This window comes from Herbaspirillum sp. GCM10030257, from assembly GCF_042666555.1.
Lineage (GTDB): Bacteria > Pseudomonadota > Gammaproteobacteria > Burkholderiales > Burkholderiaceae_D > Noviherbaspirillum.
Genome location: NZ_JBHTDH010000015.1, coordinates 111786 through 129385, shown reverse-complemented (window position 1 = coordinate 129385; position 17600 = coordinate 111786). Strand labels below are relative to the sequence as shown.

General features: G+C 57.9%; 15 protein-coding genes. 9 read left to right on the top strand and 6 right to left on the bottom strand.

Features of this window, described 5'->3' with window-relative positions:
- A partial coding sequence (locus tag ACFQUU_RS20610) for an acyl-CoA dehydrogenase family protein (RefSeq protein WP_382249996.1) occupies positions 1-437 on the top strand: 437 nt, incomplete at its 5' end.
- Between the two features lie 241 nt (positions 438-678).
- Complete coding sequence (locus tag ACFQUU_RS20605) at positions 679-1509, top strand: class I SAM-dependent methyltransferase (RefSeq protein WP_382249995.1); 831 nt, start codon at positions 679-681, stop codon at positions 1507-1509.
- Between the two features lie 410 nt (positions 1510-1919).
- Here the strand turns inward: ACFQUU_RS20605 and ACFQUU_RS20600 are convergent, their stop codons facing one another.
- The 5 genes from ACFQUU_RS20600 to ACFQUU_RS20580 form a co-directional block, all read right to left on the bottom strand.
- Positions 1920-2666, bottom strand: coding sequence for an ABC transporter ATP-binding protein (locus ACFQUU_RS20600; protein WP_057291511.1), 747 nt, complete (start codon positions 2664-2666; stop codon positions 1920-1922).
- Between the two features lie 19 nt (positions 2667-2685).
- Positions 2686-4467 (bottom strand): ATP-binding cassette domain-containing protein, encoded by a 1782-nt coding sequence (locus ACFQUU_RS20595; RefSeq protein WP_382249994.1) that lies wholly within the window; start codon positions 4465-4467, stop codon positions 2686-2688.
- Positions 4467-5522 (bottom strand): branched-chain amino acid ABC transporter permease, encoded by a 1056-nt coding sequence (locus ACFQUU_RS20590; protein ID WP_382249993.1) that lies wholly within the window; start codon positions 5520-5522, stop codon positions 4467-4469. The genes ACFQUU_RS20595 and ACFQUU_RS20590 overlap by 1 nt, the downstream gene beginning before the upstream one ends.
- Positions 5523-5594: 72 nt before the next feature.
- The gene (locus ACFQUU_RS20585) at positions 5595-6758 is read right to left on the bottom strand and encodes an ABC transporter substrate-binding protein (RefSeq protein ID WP_382249992.1); all 1164 of its coding nucleotides are present in this window, start codon (positions 6756-6758) and stop codon (positions 5595-5597) included.
- Between the two features lie 387 nt (positions 6759-7145).
- Entirely contained in the window at positions 7146-7925 is a 780-nt protein-coding gene (locus ACFQUU_RS20580) for an IclR family transcriptional regulator (RefSeq protein WP_382249991.1), read from the bottom strand.
- 329 nt (positions 7926-8254) lie between these two features.
- Between ACFQUU_RS20580 and ACFQUU_RS20575 the strand changes: the two genes are divergently transcribed.
- Genes ACFQUU_RS20575 through ACFQUU_RS20565 form a run of 3 tightly spaced genes read left to right on the top strand, consistent with a single transcriptional unit; the run spans position 8255 to position 11142 of the window.
- Positions 8255-9208, top strand: a complete 954-nt coding sequence (locus ACFQUU_RS20575; RefSeq protein ID WP_382249990.1) for an MBL fold metallo-hydrolase — start codon at positions 8255-8257, stop codon at positions 9206-9208.
- A 24-nt stretch (positions 9209-9232) separates the two neighbouring features.
- Positions 9233-10951, top strand: coding sequence for an FAD-dependent oxidoreductase (locus ACFQUU_RS20570; protein WP_382249989.1), 1719 nt, complete (start codon positions 9233-9235; stop codon positions 10949-10951).
- Positions 10933-11142, top strand: a complete 210-nt coding sequence (locus tag ACFQUU_RS20565; protein WP_382249988.1) for a DUF2783 domain-containing protein — start codon at positions 10933-10935, stop codon at positions 11140-11142. The genes ACFQUU_RS20570 and ACFQUU_RS20565 overlap by 19 nt, the downstream gene beginning before the upstream one ends.
- 48 nt (positions 11143-11190) lie before the next feature.
- Here the strand turns inward: ACFQUU_RS20565 and ACFQUU_RS20560 are convergent, their stop codons facing one another.
- Positions 11191-12213 (bottom strand): AraC family transcriptional regulator, encoded by a 1023-nt coding sequence (locus ACFQUU_RS20560; RefSeq protein WP_382249987.1) that lies wholly within the window; start codon positions 12211-12213, stop codon positions 11191-11193.
- Between the two features lie 299 nt (positions 12214-12512).
- On the opposite strand from ACFQUU_RS20560, the gene ACFQUU_RS20555 reads away from it, so the two are divergent.
- The 4 genes from ACFQUU_RS20555 (at position 12513) to ACFQUU_RS20540 (ending at position 17597) form a co-directional block, all read left to right on the top strand.
- Entirely contained in the window at positions 12513-14225 is a 1713-nt protein-coding gene (locus ACFQUU_RS20555) for a 3-(methylthio)propionyl-CoA ligase (RefSeq protein WP_382249986.1), read from the top strand.
- Between the two features lie 191 nt (positions 14226-14416).
- Positions 14417-15364 carry a porin gene (locus tag ACFQUU_RS20550; RefSeq protein ID WP_382249985.1) on the top strand — a complete coding sequence of 316 codons (948 nt, stop codon included), beginning with the start codon at positions 14417-14419 and terminating at the stop codon, positions 15362-15364.
- 164 nt (positions 15365-15528) lie between these two features.
- On the top strand, positions 15529-16395 hold the full coding sequence (locus ACFQUU_RS20545; RefSeq protein WP_382249984.1) for an alpha/beta fold hydrolase: 867 nt from the start codon (positions 15529-15531) through the stop codon (positions 16393-16395).
- Positions 16396-16526: 131 nt separating this feature from the next.
- A complete protein-coding gene (locus ACFQUU_RS20540; protein WP_382249983.1) occupies positions 16527-17597 on the top strand; it encodes an ABC transporter substrate-binding protein in 1071 nt (356 codons plus the stop codon).
- The last annotated feature ends 3 nt before the right edge of the window (positions 17598-17600 follow it).

Sequence of the window (17600 nt, the reverse complement as noted above, 5' to 3'; positions counted from 1 at the left end):
TGAATTCGGCACGTTACGGTATTGCCTGGGGTGCATTGGGTGCGGCGGAGTCATGCTGGCACACGGCACGCCAGTATGTGCTGGACCGCAAGCAGTTTGGCAAGCCGCTGGCGGCCAATCAGCTGATCCAGAAGAAGCTGGCCGACATGCAAACCGAAATCACCATGGGTCTGCAGGGATGCCTGCGCCTGGGCCGCATGAAAGATGAAGGTACCGCAGCCGTGGAAATCACGTCGATGATGAAGCGCAATTCCTGTGGCAAGGCACTGGATGTGGCACGCATGGCGCGCGACATGCTGGGCGGGAATGGCATTTCGGATGAATTCGGCGTGATCCGTCACATGGTGAACCTGGAAGTGGTGAATACCTATGAAGGGACGCACGATATTCATGCACTGATCCTTGGTCGTGCGCAAACGGGTATTCCTGCGTTCTGACAGCAATAGCGGCGTTGATGTGGTGCGTATGGACCGTCCCCATACGCACCACATCTTGCTACTTCGAAAACATTTCGCGCTTCTGCACTGCGTCTCAGGAACCCTCCCGATCTAAGGTAAAATTCCGCCTTTACTGACATTGCTTCTCCATGCACGACATCCCATCGATGTGCGTCGCAACCCGTAGAAGCAGGCCGCCGATTCCATCGAATCTCCTGTGCGGCCACCGAGGACTCCTTCCATGCAAAACATTCCTGAAATCAAGCCGGGTCAATCCATCGACTTGCTAAAAGAACTGCATATTTTGACGCGCGACGGCAAGCTGAACCAGGACAGTCGCCGCAAGCTCAAGCAGGTTTATCACCTGTACCAGTTCATTGAGCCGTTGCTGAAGCAGGTTCTCGAAGATCAACCCAGCCTGAGCCTGGTTGACCACGGCGCCGGAAAATCCTATCTGGGCTTTATCCTGTATGACTTGTTTTTCAAGTCTCTTGACAAGGATGCGCATATCTACGGTATCGAAACCCGCGATGAACTGGTCAAAAAGTCCGAAGAGCTTGCAAAGAAGCTCGGTTTTCCTGGCATGTCGTTCCTGAACCTGTCCGTCGCCGATTCCATTACTTCGCCACTGCTTCCCGCAACCGTCGATGTGGTGACTGCACTGCATGCCTGTAATACCGCTACTGACGACGCAATCCGTTTCGCACTTGAAAAGAAGGCCAGGTTTATTGTGCTTGTACCGTGTTGCCAGGCCGAAGTGGCATCGGTCTTAAAGCGAAACAAAGGCAAGGCGATCGGCAAGAGCGTCCTGACCGAGATTTGGCGACATCCTCTGCACACCAGAGAGTTTGGGAGTCAGGTCACCAACGTGTTGCGCTGCCTGCAACTGGAAGCGCATGGCTACCAAGTCAACGTCACCGAACTGGTTGGCTGGGAGCATTCAATGAAAAATGAACTGATCATCGCGACGTTCAAGGATTTGCCGCGCGCCCGCCCGAGCGAGCGGTTACGCGAGATGATGCAGACTCTCGGTCTTGAGGAAATGAGCGAGCGATTTTTTACGCCGGCTTGACCAAGCTGATAAATTCGCGTTCAGGCTGGTGGCTTAGAGCGGGTTTCATATTGGTGTGCGGAGAAGCGGGTCGATTTGGCGTGCAGGGCAAGGCGTGCGGAGCGCCGTGTGGCGAGCCACACAAAGCACAAGCAACACCGCCCGGCGCGTCAAGGCGGCCCGAGGCGACAGTACATCAATATGAAATCCCTCTAAATCAGCCTGAGGAGATGTCCCTGCAGAATAAAGGCGCAAAAATGGGCGCAGGTGATATGTCTGCTTAATGCTAATTGAACCTGGTGGCCGGAAACGCAGATGGGCTTACGGGGAATGTTGCAGGAAGGTGCCGAGTTACTCAGCACCAGCACCTTCCTTTATTGCTGCGTACAGAAGACCATTGCCGATAGAAGAGTCGGATCGGGAGGCCTTGGTCAGTTTGCCTTCTTCGCCAGACCGAGATAGGTATCCATCACTTTCTGGTCATGCGCGAGCTGCGACGCCGGACCCTCAAGGACGATATCGCCTGTTTCAAGCACATAGGCGTAATCCGCTGTCTGCAGCGCGGCACGTGCATTCTGCTCGACGAGCAATATCGCCACGCCGGTTGCCTTCAGTCTCACAATGATGTTGAAGATTTCCTTGACGATCAAGGGTGCAAGGCCAAGGCTGGGTTCATCCAGCATCAACAGCTGCGGCTTGGCCATCAACGCCCGTCCGAGTGCAAGCATCTGCCGTTCTCCGCCCGACAAGGTGCCGGCATCCTGCTTGCGCCGTTCTTTCAGCCGTGGAAAAAGTTCATAGACCACCTCAAGCTGGTCCGCATAACCTTTCTCGCGTGCCTTGTAGCGACGGTAACTACCGAGATGAAGATTGTCTTCCACCGACATTGAAGAAAACAGTTCACGTTTTTCCGGCACGAGGCACATACCGTGGGCAACACGGGTTTCAACCGGCACGCCATTCATGTCGCGCCCAATCAATGACACTGCGCCGCGCATGGTGCCGGTAGTCGGCAGCGCGTCCGCGATGGCATTCAGCATGGTGGATTTGCCGGCGCCATTGGGGCCGATGACGGTGACGATCTGGCCACTGCCGACCTTGAGATTGACGCCGTGCAGCGCTTCCACTTTGCCGTAGGCAACGTGCAGGTCCTTGATTTCCAGTATGGGGGTCGTCATTGCACTCTTCCTGTCGTAATCATTCGACGCCCCCAAGATAGGCTTCGAGGACGGCTTCGTTCTGCTGCACCTCGAGAGGCAGGCCCTCGGCAATCTTGGTGCCGAATTCCATTACCACCAGGCGGTCCGTCAGGTTCATCACGAAGTCCATGTCGTGTTCCACGATGAGCACGCTCATTCCTTCGCCCCGCAGCTTGTTGAGCAAGTCGGCCAGTGCCTGCTTTTCCTTGTAGCGCAGACCGGCCGCCGGTTCGTCAAGCAGCAGCAAGGTAGGATCGCAGCACAGTGCGCGTGCGATTTCCAGAATACGCTGCTGGCCCAGGGCGAGACTGCCGGCTTCTTCATACAGCATGTTGCCCAGACCCACGCGCTCCAGTTGCTTCTTTGCCTCAAAGAGCAGTGCCTGCTCTTCACCGCGGTTGAGGCGCGCGATACTGGTTGCGATACCGGTGACGTCATTATGCGCGCCCCGCAGATGCGCACCGATGGCGACGTTCTCCAGGACGCTCATGGTGGACATGAGCCGTACATGCTGGAAGGTACGCGCGATTCCCAGCTTGACGATCTCGCGCGAACTCAGGTTATCGATGCGCTTCAGCTCACCATGGGAACGGAAGCGGATTTCGCCCTTGGTCACCGGCAGCACGCCAGTGACAAGGTTGAACATCGTCGATTTCCCGGCGCCGTTCGGGCCGATCAGGCCAATGATCTCGCCTGCCTTGACCTCGAAATTCATATCGTTGACCGCCACCAGTCCGCCAAACTGTTTTCGTGCATTGATAACCTTCAGCACGGTTTCACCGCGAGCATGCTTGGCCCGAATGGGCAGTGGAGCGGCACTGTCAGGGGCGATGGCCTGCGGTTTCTGCGGAAACAACTTGCGCACGAAGGCCCACAGACCCTCACGTGCATTTTGCAATAACAGGACCAGCATTACGCCAAACACGATGATTTCAAAGTTGCCGTTGGCGCCCAGCAGTTTTGGCAGGATGAATTGCAATTGGTCTTTGAGCAGGGTGATTAACGTGGCGCCCAGAATTGCACCCCAGACGTAACCAGCGCCACCGACGACCGCCATGAACAGATATTCGATACCGGCATTGAGTCCAAAGGGCGTCGGGTTGACGGTCCGCTGGAGATGCGCATACAGCCAGCCGGATACACAGGCGAGTACGGCAGCCATGACGAAGATGACAATCTTCATCCAGGCGGTATTGACGCCCATTGACTCGGCCATCACGCCGCCTCCCTTTAGGGCGCGGATTGCCCGCCCGGGTCGGGAATTCAGCAAATTCTGTATGGCGATGACCGAAAGCAGCACGACCAGCCAGATCAGGAAATACATCTCGCGCCCGGTGTTCAAGGTAAAGCCGAACAGATTGATCGACGGAATGCCGGTCAGTCCGTCATAACGACCGAGGAAGTCGAGATTGCCGAACAGGTAGTACAGCGACAAGCCCCATGCGATGGTGCCGAGTGGCAGATAGTGACCGGAAAGACGCATGGTCAGCATGCCGATCAGGAAGGCGACTGCGGCTGTAATGACTAGTCCGGTCAGCAGTCCGATCCAGGGCGATATGCCAAACTGTGTTGTCAGGTAACCGGTGGCATAGGCTCCGAGGCCAACAAACGCCGCCTGGCCGAATGAGGTCAGGCCGCCAACGCCAGTGAGGAGAACCAGTCCTAGCGCAACGATGGAATAGAGGCCGATATAGTTGGCCAGCGTAATCCAGAATTCCGGCGTAGGCAGAATGGGGAGCAGCGCAACGAGGACAATGAAGGCGATGAAGGATTTACGCATTATTCATCTCCCTCATCGACATGCTTGGAAGTCAGGGAGCGCCATAGCAGAACGGGGATAATCAGTGTGAATACGATGACCTCTTTCAGGGCACTGGCCCAGAAAGAAGAAAATGATTCCAGCAAACCGACCAGCACGGCGCCTGCGGCGGCGATTGGGTAGCTTCCCAGTCCGCCGATGATGGCGCCAACAAAGCCTTTCAGGCCGATAAGAAATCCGCTGTCGTAATACACGGTGGTCAGTGGTGCAATCAGCACGCCGCACAAGGCACCCATGGCGGCAGCCAGTGTGAATGCGAGACGGCCTGCCTGCGTCGTGCCGATGCCGACCAATTGTGCGCCCACCCGGTTGACCGCGGTCGCGCGCAGGGCCTTGCCGGTCAGCGTACGTTCAAAATACAGATAGAGGGCAGCGATCAAGGCGACCGAGACACCGACGATCACAATGCTCTGACCTGAAATCGTCATGGTGCCGATTTCGATGCGGGCATCGGAAAACGGTGTGGTGCGCGACCCTTCCGCGCCGAACATCACCAGGCCGAGTCCCATCATGGCGAAATGCACGCCGACCGATACGATGAGCAATACCAGAGTGGTGGCTTCAGCAAGCGGTTGGAATGCGAGGCGATAAACAATCGGTCCCATCGGCACGACGATCAGCAGCGTCAGTAAGACCTGCAGCGGGAGCGGCAGGGACGGCGACGCAACGCTGCGTGTCAGGAAGTAAATCGCGACGGGCAGCAGAACGAATTTAGCCAGGCTAGTCAATGTCGCGCGCGGAGCGGTGAGCCGGCTCTGCGGATTCCTCAGCACAAAATACACTTCCTGAATAAAAGCGAGTATGCCAAGTCCGACCAGCAGGGTTGCGGAATGCGGAAATTTGTCCGCCTGGATGGCGGCGAGGGTGAGGGCGCCGAAAGCGACAAACTCGCCCTGGGGAATAAAGATGACGCGCGTAACGGAAAACACCAGCACGAGGGCCAGTGCCAGCAGCGCATAGATTGCGCCGCTGGTTATGCCATCCTGCGCAAGGATGGCAGCTATCGATAAATCCATGTTGATCCCGGCAATGAAGGTCTTTTAAAAAGGCGCGGCCCGTGCCGCGCCTTGATCAGGTACCGGACGCAATCAGTTCGCGTTGCCGACCAGTTTCCATTTGCCGTTGACGATCTGCACCATCACGCGTGAACGCTGGTCAAGGCCGAGGTGATCGGTCGGACCCATATTGAAGATGCCGTGCGATGCCGGGATGTTTTTCAGGTTTTCCAGAGCATCACGCAGGGCGACGCGGAATTCCTTGGTGCCAGGCTGACCTTTCTTTAGTGCTTCGGGAATGGCAGCCGACAGCAGCACGCCGGTATCCCACGCATGGCCACCGAAGGTGGACACGCTGCCTGCGCCGTAAGCCTTTTCATAGGCTGCCTTATAGGTCAGGGCCGACTTCTTGACCGGATTGCTGTCAGGCAGTTGCTCCGCGACCAGCAGCGGGCCTGCGGGCAGCAATGTTCCTTCGCAGTCCTTGCCGCAGACGCGCAGGAAGTCATTATTTGCGATGCCATGGGTCTGGTAGATCACGCCTTTGTAACCACGCTCCTTGAGTGTCTTTTGCGGCAACGCGGCCGGTGTGCCCGAGCCCGCGATCAGGATCGCGTCCGGATTGCTGCCCATGATCTTGAGGATCTGGCCGGTCACTGACGTGTCGGTACGGGCGAAGCGCTCATTAGCGACGATATTGATCTTGCGTACTTCGGCGAGCTTCGAGAATTCGCGGAACCAGCCTTCGCCATAGGCATCGGAGAAGCCGATGAAGGCGACGTTCTTCACGCCATGGTCAGCCATATAGCTGGTAATCGCCGTGGACATGTGGGAATCGTTCTGCGGGGTTTTGAACACCCAGCGGCGGCGATTGTCGACCGGCGAAACGATGGCGGCAGATGCTGCCATCGAAACCATTGGTGTCTCCGATTCGGCGGCGACATCGATCATCGCCAACGAGTTTGGCGTAACGGTAGAGCCTACCAGCACGTCGACCTTGTCTTCCGTAATCAGTTTGCGTGCGTTCTTGACTGCTGTCGTCGTGTCAGAAGCGTCGTCAAGCACGATGTACTCGACAGTCTTCCCACCGATTTCCTTGGGTAGCAACGCAAAGGTATTCTTTTCAGGGATGCCGAGCGATGCCGCCGGACCCGTGGCGGACACGGTTACACCGACTTTAATCTGCGCCTGGGCAGTGCTCGCAAAGGCGGCGGTCAGCAGAGCGGGTAGCAATGCGTGAATGAGTTTCGTCTTCATAGTCTTCTCCAATCTCGATTTAGTGGCATCTACAACAGTGTGGACATTTCGAGCTGCTTATTCTTACTTCTTTCTCACTGGTTCTTGCTTCGAGCGCCGCCGATAGCGGGGTCTGCAGTGTTACAGGCTTGCCGTACAGATTTCCGGATGCCTCTGCGTGCATCTCGATGCCTGGCTTGCCTCGTTGAATCGATATCTGTGCCGTCTCCTTTATTGATTGAGATACTTTTTACCGCTGCCACGCTGTGTGCCCCAACGTGCAATCAAAGGTAAACCGGTCAGCATGCTTCCACGCAAGCTAGGATACAGAAATTTTATATGATTCACACTATCTGTTTGCTAAAAAAAACTTGTATCACATTGGTCGTTACTTCTGGACGGCGCAAGCTAGGCTGAATGCCCGAGCCGCTCGGAAACCCGGGCCGCCGACTGTTTTAACTCTCTTGCCACATCACCAGTCCATGAAGGATCCAGGGTGCCCATTGGGCCGATTACCGTGATCGCCAGGACAATGTTGCCTGCATGGTCGAATACCGGGGCGCTCATTGCATTGATACCGGCAATCGGTTCACCCACGGCACGCGCGACGCCATGCCGCCGGACTTCGGTCAACAGCGATTCCAGTTCTTTCTTTGTCAGTTTTTTTCCGGTGTAGCCGGCAATGCCATCGCCGCTAGTTTCGTTTGCGTTCAGCTTTTCGACCAGTTTGGGTGGAAGGTAGGCCGAGAATACCCTGCCGGTCGCGGTACTGCCGATCGATACCACCGTGCCTGTGCGCATGCGTACATGGATTGCTTGCCGTGATTCGTTCAAGTGCACGACGGTAGGACCGCGCGAACCGAGCACTGCCAGCGCTACCGTATGTCCAATGCGGTCGCTCAGCTCAGACGATTCGGGTATTGCGATCTTCACGGGATCAAGCAGTTGCAGGCTGATTAGCCCCATTTGCAGGGCAAACCGGCCAAGCTCGTAGCGGCCGGACACAGGGTCCTGTTGGATCAGGCCGATGTTGCTGAAGCTCACCAGATACGGGTGAGCCTTCGCGGAAGTCATGCCTGCCTTCTGGGCAAGGTCGCGCAGCAGCATGGGAGCACCTTCATCGACAAGTGCGATTAGTAGTTGTCCGCCAACCTCGACAGACTGGATTCCCCGTCTTTCCTTTTCCATTATGTCCCTTGTGAGCGGCGGCATGGTGTGCAAGCCGTTCGGATTTCGCTGTTTTTATTTTGCACTGCAGCACGTTGGGCTGGCCAGGCATCGCCTTATTTGCGCAATTCTATCAGCGTCCAGCAAAAATCTAATAATTAGTTATTGACAGAAGCGTTCAGCTAAAACAAACTTCGCTCATCAAATATGTGGCAATCCCATTTTCGCAAAAAGCTGCTACCCGGTAACACAGTGGTCATAGGCTAAGACTGGCAACGGCAAGAATTGACAGCAACAACCATGGCTTGCTGCTTCGAAAAGCCGTTCCTTCACACATCAAAGGAAAAGACATGTCCGAGAAGAAATTCGCATCACAGGCCGACCTCGAAGAGAAAAAAGTGAGCTTCGACAAACTGTCGGACAACGCATACGCCTATACCGCCGAAGGCGATCCGAACACTGGCATCGTCATCGGCGACGATGCCGTCATGGTGATCGATACACAGGCGACCCCGGTGATGGCGCAGGACGTGATACGCCGCATCCGCGAAGTCACCGACAAGCCGATCAAGTACGTGGTCATGAGCCACTATCACGCAGTGCGCGTGCTCGGCGCTACCGCGTACCAGCCGGAACACATCATCGCCAGCAAGGATACTTACGATCTGATCTGCGAACGCGGCGAGGCGGATATGAAGAGCGAGATCGAACGCTTTCCGCGACTTTTCCGTTCGGTAGAATCGGTGCCAGGGCTGACCTGGCCGACCATGACTTTCACCGGTGAAATGACCTTGTGGCTGGGCAAGCTGGAAGTGAAGATCATGCAGGTCGGCCGAGGCCATACCAAGGGCGATACCATCGTCTGGTTGCCACAGCAAAAGATCCTGTTTTCCGGAGATCTGGTGGAATACGGCGCTACGCCGTATGCAGGCGATGCCTACTTCAAGGACTGGCCAAAGACGCTTGATGCACTTGAAGCCCTGAAGCCTGAAAAGCTGGTTCCCGGCCGCGGAGCGGCACTGACCACGCCGGCAATGGTCAAGGAAGGGATCGACGGAACGCGCGCCTTTGTCAGCGAGCTATACCAGGCGGTACAGAAAGCTGCGACCGAAGGTAAAGACCTGAACAGCACCTACAAGCAAACAATGGATACCCTGCGTCCCAAATATGGGCAGTGGGTCATCTTTGATCACTGCATGCCGTTCGATGTCACCCGTGCCTACGATGAGGCAACCCAATATGCGGACCCGCGTATCTGGACTGCCCAGCGTGACAAGGAAATGTGGCACGCACTCGAAAGTTAACCGGCAGGCCGCAGGAGTGTACCCATGGAAAAAGATTACCAGCAGCTGAAATTCGACTACGTTCGATCTCCGGACGAAGTTGCGGCCACGCCGATGCGCCGTCCGGTCGTTGTGGTGGGTGCCGGCCCGGTCGGCTTGTCGGCCGCCATCGATCTTGCACAGCAGGGTATTCCGGTGGTCGTGCTGGATGATGATTGTGTTCTTTCCAAGGGTTCACGTGCCATTTGCTTTGCCAAGCGAACGCTGGAAATTTTCGACCGGCTTGGTTGCGGCGACCGCATGGTGAGCAAGGGTGTGTCGTGGAATGTCGGCAAGGTGTTCTACCGGGATGAGATGGTGTACTCCTTCGACCTGCTGCCCGAAACCGGTCATCGTCGTCCCGCCTTCGTGAACCTGCAACAATATTATGTTGAAGGCTACCTTCTCGAACGCGCACAGGAACTGTCCAACCTCGACCTGCGCTGGAAGAACAAGGTGGTCGGCGTGTCGCAGAATGGCCCTCGGGTCGAGCTGATGATCGAAACACCGGACGGCCAGTACCGGCTGGATTGCGACTATCTGATTGCCGCAGACGGATCGCGCAGCACCGTACGAAAATTGTGTGGGCTCGAAAGTAAGGGCCGCACTTTCCATGATCGCTTCCTGATCGCGGATGTGCGTATGAAGGCGGAGTTCCCGCCCGAGCGCTGGTTTTGGTTTGATCCGCCTTTTCATCCCAATCAGTCGGTGTTGCTGCATCGCCAGCCTGACAATGTGTGGCGCATCGACTTCCAGCTCGGATGGGACGCCGACCCCGTTGCGGAAAAGGACCCGGAGAAAGTGACTGCACGGGTACGTGCGCTTCTGGGAAAGGATGCCGAGTTCGAACTGGACTGGGTGAGCGTCTATACTTTTTCCTGCCTGCGCATGGAGAAATTCCGGCATGGTCGCATTTTCTTTGCCGGGGATGCCGCGCATGGCGTATCGCCATTCGGCGCACGCGGGGCGAACAGCGGCGTGCAGGACGCCGACAACCTGGCGTGGAAACTGCGCCTGGTGATCGAAGGAAAAGCACCGGAATCGCTGCTCGAATCGTATTGCGATGAGCGTGAATTCGCGGCGGATGAAAACATCCTCAACTCCACGCGATCCACGGACTTCATTACGCCGAAGAGTGCCATCAGCCGTACCTTCCGGGATGCTGTGTTGCGCTTGTCCAAAACCCATGATTTCGCGCGCAAGCTGGTCAACAGCGGCCGCCTGTCGCGTCCCTCGGTCCTTGCGCAAAGCGCATTGAACACCCCCGATCAGGACGCGTTCGACAGCGCCATGGTGCCGGGAACGCCAGCTGACGATGCGCCTATCCAGATCGCGGGCCGGCCACACTGGTTCAGTACGCAGTTGAGAACTGAATTCACAGGCGTGTATTTTTGCGATGCGTCGACTGGGTCGCTGGCTGCTGTACCGGATCTTCTTTCCCTCGCGGCTAGCGAGATGCCAGTACGAACAGTTGTCGTGTTTCCCCCGCATGCCGCGGGCCAACAGCTGGATGGCATCGACACTATCATCGATATCGAGGGATTGCTGGCCAAGCGATACGACGCCCATCCCGGAACGTTTTATCTGTTGCGTCCCGACCAGCATGTGTGTGGAAGGTGGCGCAAGTTTGACGCCTCGACCGTCAAGAATGCAGTTTTGCGCGCAACAGGCCGGCCGAGTTTCCAACCGATTCCGAGTGAGCAACCATGCCTGGTCACGAATTGATTACCGCGTCCAATATGGCGCAACCTGACGAGTTCTACGAGCGTCTGATCGATATGCATCGCGAGTTGACCCCGCAACAGAGCGAGGCTGCGAATGCGGCATTGATTCTGCTGCTGGCAAACCATATTGGCGACCTGGCGGTATTGCAGCAGGCGATGGATATTGCGCGGGCGGACGCGCGGCAGGTATAGCTGTTGATCCAGATAATTTGCCTTTTCGGCTGGATTTAACAAACCACCCTAAGGCAAGGAAGCCTGCCCATTCAGCTTCTTGCGCAGCTGCGACGGCGAAAGATTGAACCAGCGCTGGCACGCGCGGTTAAAGGCACTCTGATCGGCAAAGCCTAGCAGGAAGGCCACTTGTGCGAAGTTGACCCCCATCTCGCCAAGATACTTGCGCGCCAAATCGCGGCGGGTGTCGTCGAGCAGTTCCTGAAAGCTGGTTCCCTCATCCTTCAGGCGCCGCTGCAATGTGCGTTCGCTGATGCACAGGCTGGCGGCGATATCGGCCCGTTGCGGGTCGCCGTCGGGCATGCCGCGCACGATCAGGCCACGGACCTTGTTGGTCAGCGTGTGTTGATCCATCTTTTCGATGAAGTCGCCGATGAAGCGTTCGTGCAACTCCGACAAGCGCGCGTTCGAGGCTGGCAGGCTCTCCATCAGGTCGGCCCGGGAAAACAGGACGCCGTGCACGGTGTCATCGAATCGCATTGCCGGACAAAAGGCTTCGCGATATGGCCGCACATCCACCGGCGCCGGGCTGGCGAACGTAGCCATCAGCGGCTCTATCCTCTTGCTCGCGATCCAGCGGCAGATGTTCAGAATGGTGATCAGGATGAATTCATACCGCTGCCGCGGCACCGGTATCTGTCCGCCTTCAATGGTGACTTTCAGCCATTGGCCATCCTGATTGTCTTCCAGCCAGAACGTCGTTGCGTCGCTGATGATCCGTACATAGCGCACGAAGCGCTCCAGCGCGTTCAGCAGGTTCGGCGCGGTCATCATCGCGTAGGTCAGCATATCCAGGCTAGCCGGCCGCGTGCGGTCGGCGGATGAAAGCCCTACCGCAGGATCGCCGGCGGCGTCCCTGATCAATATCCAGAGCTGGCTTAAACGGTCGCTCTCAAAGCGGCTATGCGGGTCGCGCACGACTCCCGGATCGATGCCAGCATGCTTAAACAAGCTTTCCGCATCCAAGCCGATCGAAGCGAGCATATCCGCAACGCTGTTCAGCCAGGCGCCTGCTGTAGTGGGTTGAGCCATTCAAATTATTCCAAACTGATCCATCCAACCATCGTTGCTACCAAGGTCGCCAGCATTACTGTCTCGGCAGACCAAAAAACTGGCTGGTCAGGCCAAGACAGGATGCCCGCCGCATTCTAAAGTGTCTCGCAAGCACTTTAACAAGAACGACAACAACTAAGCCGCAATGATCGGAACGCAGCTAACGATGTTTCTGCCTTGCAGCGTTAGGAAATATATCACGCCGCATTCCAGAAAAATGCCTAAAAAAGCGCAGGGGCAGGAAAGTTCACGCACTCAATACAAGGTTGAAAACAAAAATGAATGACATTACACAGAGTCAGGCAAGCGGCCAAACGAGTGGGAAGGCAGACAGGCAATCAAGCGGTCAATTAAGCGGCCAAATGATGACCCAGCCGCTCCTGGTATCGTCCCTGCTGACCCATGCGGCACGGCACTTCAGCGACCGGGAGATCGTGTCCATCGACGAACACCGCGCCACGCATCGTTACACATGGAAATGTTGTGCCGAGCGGGCCGCACGCTTGGCGGATGCGGTGGAAAACTTGGGCATTGCACCTGGAGACCGCATTGCGACCCTGGCATGGAATGGTTATCGCCACCTGGAACTGTACTACGCGATATCAGGTTCAGGAAGGGTGATGCATACCATCAATCCACGCCTGCACCTCGACCAGCTTGCCTTCATCATCAATGACGCCGAGGACGAACTCGTTTTCTTTGAAAAATCATTCCTGCCCATCGTCAAGGAGCTTGCGCCGCGATGCAAGAGGGTCAAGGCCTTCGTGCTGCTGGGCGCAGCCAGCGATGTTACGCCCGAAGAGGGTCTTGCGGGCATGCTGTTCCATGAAGACTTGATTGCCCGCGGCAGGGCCGGTTACCAGTGGCCGGTGCTGGATGAACACAGCGCGGCAAGCCTTTGTTATACCTCCGGCACGACTGGCAATCCCAAGGGTGTGCTGTACTCGCACCGCGCGTCGATCCTGCATGCGTTCGCTTCCGTCATGCCCGATGGCTTCAACTTGTCCGGCCGGGACTGCATCATGCCTGCCGTTCCCATGTTCCATGTGAATGCGTGGGGACTGCCCTACGCGGCGGCGCTGGTCGGCGCCAAGCTTGTCCTGCCGGGCTCGGCGCTGGATGGCAAATCGCTGTACGGCTTGTGCGAGACGGAAGGCGTCACGTTCTCCGCCGGAGTACCGACCGTGTGGCAAGGCCTGCTGAACCATGTCGCCAGCATGCGCCGGGCCTTCAGTACGTTGCAGCGCGTGGTGGTCGGCGGGTCCGCCTGTCCGCCCGCCATGATGGATTTGTTCAAGGAGGGTTACGGTATTGACGTCGTGCATGCCTTCGGCATGACAGAGCTTTCGCCGCTCGGCACGGTGTGCACCTTGAAGGACAAGCATCTCGCGCTGCCGCCGAATGCGCAGCGCGAGATTCTGCAAACCCAGGGCCGCGTGCTGTACGGCATCGACATGAAAGTCGTCGACGACGATGGCAAGGAACTGCCTTGGGATGGGAAGTCCGCCGGCCATCTGAACATGCGCGGCCATTGGGTCATCGATAGTTATTTCCGCAAACCGCCGGGTTCGGCGCTCCAGGATGGCTGGTTTGCCACGGGAGACATCGCAGTAATCAATGCCGACGGCTATCTGCGCATTACCGATCGCATCAAGGACGTCATCAAGTCGGGAGGCGAGTGGATCGGTTCGATCGACCTGGAGAACATTGCGCTCGAACATCCTGAAGTGCAGCAGGCAGCCTGCATCGGTGTGCCCCATCCGGTCTGGAGCGAGCGGCCCTTGCTGGTCGTCGTGAAGAAGCCGGAAGCCACGGTCGACAAGGCCGGCATCATCGGCTTTTACACGGGCCGCATCGCGAAGTGGTGGACGCCGGAAGACGTCGTCTTCGTTGAAGCCTTGCCCGTAGGCGGAACGGGCAAGATTCTCAAAAACCGCCTGCGCGAACAATTCCGGGACTACTTGCTTCCCGAAGCCGGCAAGCACGACTAGTCCCTTAGCACTGCAAACCCAGTCAACTGCAAGACCAAGCGCCACCGACCGGCTGTAGCAGCCGGTCGCGATGCCGCTGCTCGTCCGTACGCGAGCCTTCCCTGCAATGCATTCGTTACCGCGGGCCTATTTCCCTCACGGTAGGGCCGCGCTTTTTCTAGTGAAGGGATCACAACAATATGGAGGATGACATGATGAAAAAAACTTTGATCGGACTGGCGCTTGGAGGCATGAGCGCGCTGGCCACGGCGCAGACCAGCGTCCAGGTCTACGGGATCGTCGACTTGAATGTCGGCAAGGATGTCGGGGTCAGCAGCACGCGCATGTCGAACGGCACCGTCAGCCGCATCGGCTTCAAGGGAACGGAAGACCTCGGCAACGGTATGAGTGCCTTCTTCGACCTGCTGCATCGTTTCAACCCGGACACCGGGCAGAACAATGGCGGCACGGGCGGCCCGACCGGGCCGTTCTGGGCCGGCGGCTCGCTGGTGGGATTGAGTGGCAACTTCGGAAAGCTCATGCTTGGCCGGGCGGTCGCGGAATCCGCCATGACCTCCCAGATCCTGCCGGATCCCTGGTTCTGGGATAACGTCACCAGTTCGTATCCGATCACCAGCGGCGCGATCGGCCACGTCTGGTACAACAATGCCGTCAGCTATGAATACAGCCAGGGCGGCTTCTCGCTCGGCCTGCAAGTCGCCGATACCGACAGCAATTCCCTGTATGGCACGACGACGAAGCGCCCGGTGAACGGCGGCATGCGTTATGCGGCCGGTGCCTATTCCTTTGGCATTTCGCATGAAAAGACCGGCGAGGCCGACGCGCGCTGGACCACCGTGGACGCCAGCGCCGCGTTGGGCCAGGCGACCATCCATGGCTTGATCGGCGTCGGCCGCAACGCCGCGTCGGCCGACGTCAAGAGCGTTTATGTCTCGGGCAAGCTGCCCGTGGGCGCGGTCAACCTCCTGGCGGCCTATGGCCGCGTCCGGACGGCCGATGTCACCACGACCTCGAAACTATCCTTTGGCGCCTACTATGGCCTGTCCAAGCGCACCAGCCTTTATACCAATCTGGCGCATGACGACAAGGCCGCGAGCAGCAAGGTCGGATACGAGCTAGGGCTGCGTCACACGTTTTAACGTACACATATAAAGTTTGGCGCGCGGCGACAAGCATGTGGCTCAGAAAGCCAAGACGCCGCGCGCCAAAGCCAATATCGTGGATTGCATGCTCTGTCTTTCCGCAACAACGAAGCTGCCGCGCGAAAACCGGGCATGAACAATAACGAGACATGGAGACAACAATGCAAATGCAAGAATCGCGATTCTTCGTGCCGGCTGCTGATGGCCAGGCAATCGAAACGTTCCAATGGTCCGGCGCCTTTGTCCCCAAGGGCGCCGTGCAGATCGTGCATGGCATGGCGGAACATTCACGACGTTACCGCCACGTCGCTGAGGCCCTGGTTCAGGCCGGTTATGTAGTCTATGCCAGTGAGCATCGCGGTCACGGCGAATGCGCGCGTAAAAGCAACGCCCTGGGTGACTTCGGGCCGCGCGGCTTTGGCGGCCTAGTCGACGACATGGTGCAAGTCACCTGTCGCGTGCGCGCCGACAACCCGAACATTCCCGTGATCATGCTGGCCCACAGCATGGGTTCGATGGCCGCGCAGGTGTACATGCTCGATCATGCGCACCTGCTGGATGGCCTGGCGCTCTCGGGCACGACGGCCATGGAGCTGCTGGACGTGCGCACCTCGGGCTGGACCCTGGAAACCGCCAATGCCACGGTCGCCGACCCGGCAACACCTGTCGACTGGCTCAGCCGCGATCCCGCCGTTCCCGTCGCCTACATCGCGGACCCCTTGTGCGGATTTCCGCTGACGGAAGCCTCCATGGCGTCGATCTTCGACACCGGCCTGCGAGCTGCCGATCCCAAGCAGCTGGCGCGCATTCCGGCGGACTTGCCGATGTTTCTCTTCACCGGCGATTGCGACCCCGTCAACGACTGCCTGCGCTGGTTCGATCCGCTCGTAGCGCGCTTGCGCAGCGCAGGGCTGCGCGATGTCTCCACCCACGTGTATGGCGGCGCACGTCATGAAGTCCTGAATGAAACCAACCGCGCCGAAGTCATCGCCAACCTGCTGGCTTGGGTCGACCGCGTGACGGGCTGACCGCCCTTCCGGCAACACCGGGCACACTCCATCCCATCTTGAGGCCGCTCGCGGGCGGCCCAGGGGAGAGTTTTGCCCATCGCATTCCGCAATTTCCTGACCACATAACAACCAATCATATGGAGACGTTCATGAAACGCTTACTCGCTTTGTTGTCCCCGCTCGCGCTAGCGGCATCCTTGTTGCTGCCCAATGCGGCGGCCGCCTCGGACGTTGAACTGCTGCCGAGCGATCTGCTGACGCCGACCACCAAGGAGCAGACGCCAGCCAACCAATACAAGAAAAATGCGCCCTGGCGTGTCGGTGTTTCCTTTGCCGGCATGGGCAACACCTGGATCGTGCAAATGATCCAGGAGATGCGCTTCGAAGCAGCCCGCAACAAGAACATTGCCGAATTCATCCTGGTGGAAGCGAACTGGAAGCCGGCCAAGCAAGTCGCCGACGTGGAAGACCTGCTGGCCAAGAAAATCGATGTCCTGATCATGGTGCCGATTTCCCAGGCGGTGGGCATGCCTCTGATCAAGAAGGCGGCGCAGCAAGGGATTCCCGTCGTGACGCTCGGCGCCTATGGCAGCGCGACCATGTCCACCACGGAAATCTCCGCCGGCGGCGAGGTGTTCGGCAAGCAGGGGGGCGAATACCTGCGGAAGGTCTTGAATGGCAAGGGCAACATCTGGGCCTTCCGCGGCATCGCCGGCGTGGACGAGGAACAGCTTCGGTACGACGGCTTCCGCAAGGCGATCGCGGGATCGAACCTGAAGATTACCAACGAAGTGTTCGGCGACTGGAGCTATGCCAAAGGCAAGCAGCTGTGCGAGAACCTGGTCCTGTCCGGCCAGCCGGTCGATGGCATCTGGTTCTCCGGCGCCGACATGACGCGGGCATGCATGGATGTCTTCAAGGAGACGGGCAAGCCGCTGGTACCCATGACGGGCGAGGCGAACAACGGCTTCCTGCGTGCATGGAAACAGGCCAACGCCAATAGCGTCGCGCCGGTCTTCACGCCCAGCCTGGGCGCCGCATTCGTCCGTGCCGCGACGTCGCTGCTGGAAGGAAAGCAACTGTACCGCTCCTACTTTTCGACGCCGGAGCCGATCACGCGCGACAAGCTTGACAAATACATCCGCAATGACCTCAACGAAGCGTACTGGATGCCGTCCTCCCTGCCCGAGCCGAAACTGAAAGAACTTTTCCATCAGTAAGCC

What these genes read in the sequence shown, in the direction of transcription:
- ACFQUU_RS20590 (WP_382249993.1), bottom strand. Translation starts at nt 5,522, where the DNA reads ATGGATTTATCGATAGCTGCCATCCTTGCGCAGGATGGCATAACCAGC.
- ACFQUU_RS20560 (WP_382249987.1), bottom strand. Translation starts at nt 12,213, where the DNA reads ATGGCTCAACCCACTACAGCAGGCGCCTGGCTGAACAGCGTTGCGGAT.
- ACFQUU_RS20575 (WP_382249990.1), top strand. Translation starts at nt 8,255, where the DNA reads ATGTCCGAGAAGAAATTCGCATCACAGGCCGACCTCGAAGAGAAAAAA.
- ACFQUU_RS20550 (WP_382249985.1), top strand. Translation starts at nt 14,417, where the DNA reads ATGATGAAAAAAACTTTGATCGGACTGGCGCTTGGAGGCATGAGCGCG.
- ACFQUU_RS20545 (WP_382249984.1), top strand. Translation starts at nt 15,529, where the DNA reads ATGCAAATGCAAGAATCGCGATTCTTCGTGCCGGCTGCTGATGGCCAG.
- ACFQUU_RS20595 (WP_382249994.1), bottom strand. Translation starts at nt 4,467, where the DNA reads ATGCGTAAATCCTTCATCGCCTTCATTGTCCTCGTTGCGCTGCTCCCC.
- ACFQUU_RS20565 (WP_382249988.1), top strand. Translation starts at nt 10,933, where the DNA reads ATGCCTGGTCACGAATTGATTACCGCGTCCAATATGGCGCAACCTGAC.
- ACFQUU_RS20585 (WP_382249992.1), bottom strand. Translation starts at nt 6,758, where the DNA reads ATGAAGACGAAACTCATTCACGCATTGCTACCCGCTCTGCTGACCGCC.
- ACFQUU_RS20600 (WP_057291511.1), bottom strand. Translation starts at nt 2,666, where the DNA reads ATGACGACCCCCATACTGGAAATCAAGGACCTGCACGTTGCCTACGGC.
- ACFQUU_RS20580 (WP_382249991.1), bottom strand. Translation starts at nt 7,925, where the DNA reads ATGGAAAAGGAAAGACGGGGAATCCAGTCTGTCGAGGTTGGCGGACAA.
- ACFQUU_RS20570 (WP_382249989.1), top strand. Translation starts at nt 9,233, where the DNA reads ATGGAAAAAGATTACCAGCAGCTGAAATTCGACTACGTTCGATCTCCG.
- ACFQUU_RS20540 (WP_382249983.1), top strand. Translation starts at nt 16,527, where the DNA reads ATGAAACGCTTACTCGCTTTGTTGTCCCCGCTCGCGCTAGCGGCATCC.
- ACFQUU_RS20555 (WP_382249986.1), top strand. Translation starts at nt 12,513, where the DNA reads ATGAATGACATTACACAGAGTCAGGCAAGCGGCCAAACGAGTGGGAAG.
- ACFQUU_RS20605 (WP_382249995.1), top strand. Translation starts at nt 679, where the DNA reads ATGCAAAACATTCCTGAAATCAAGCCGGGTCAATCCATCGACTTGCTA.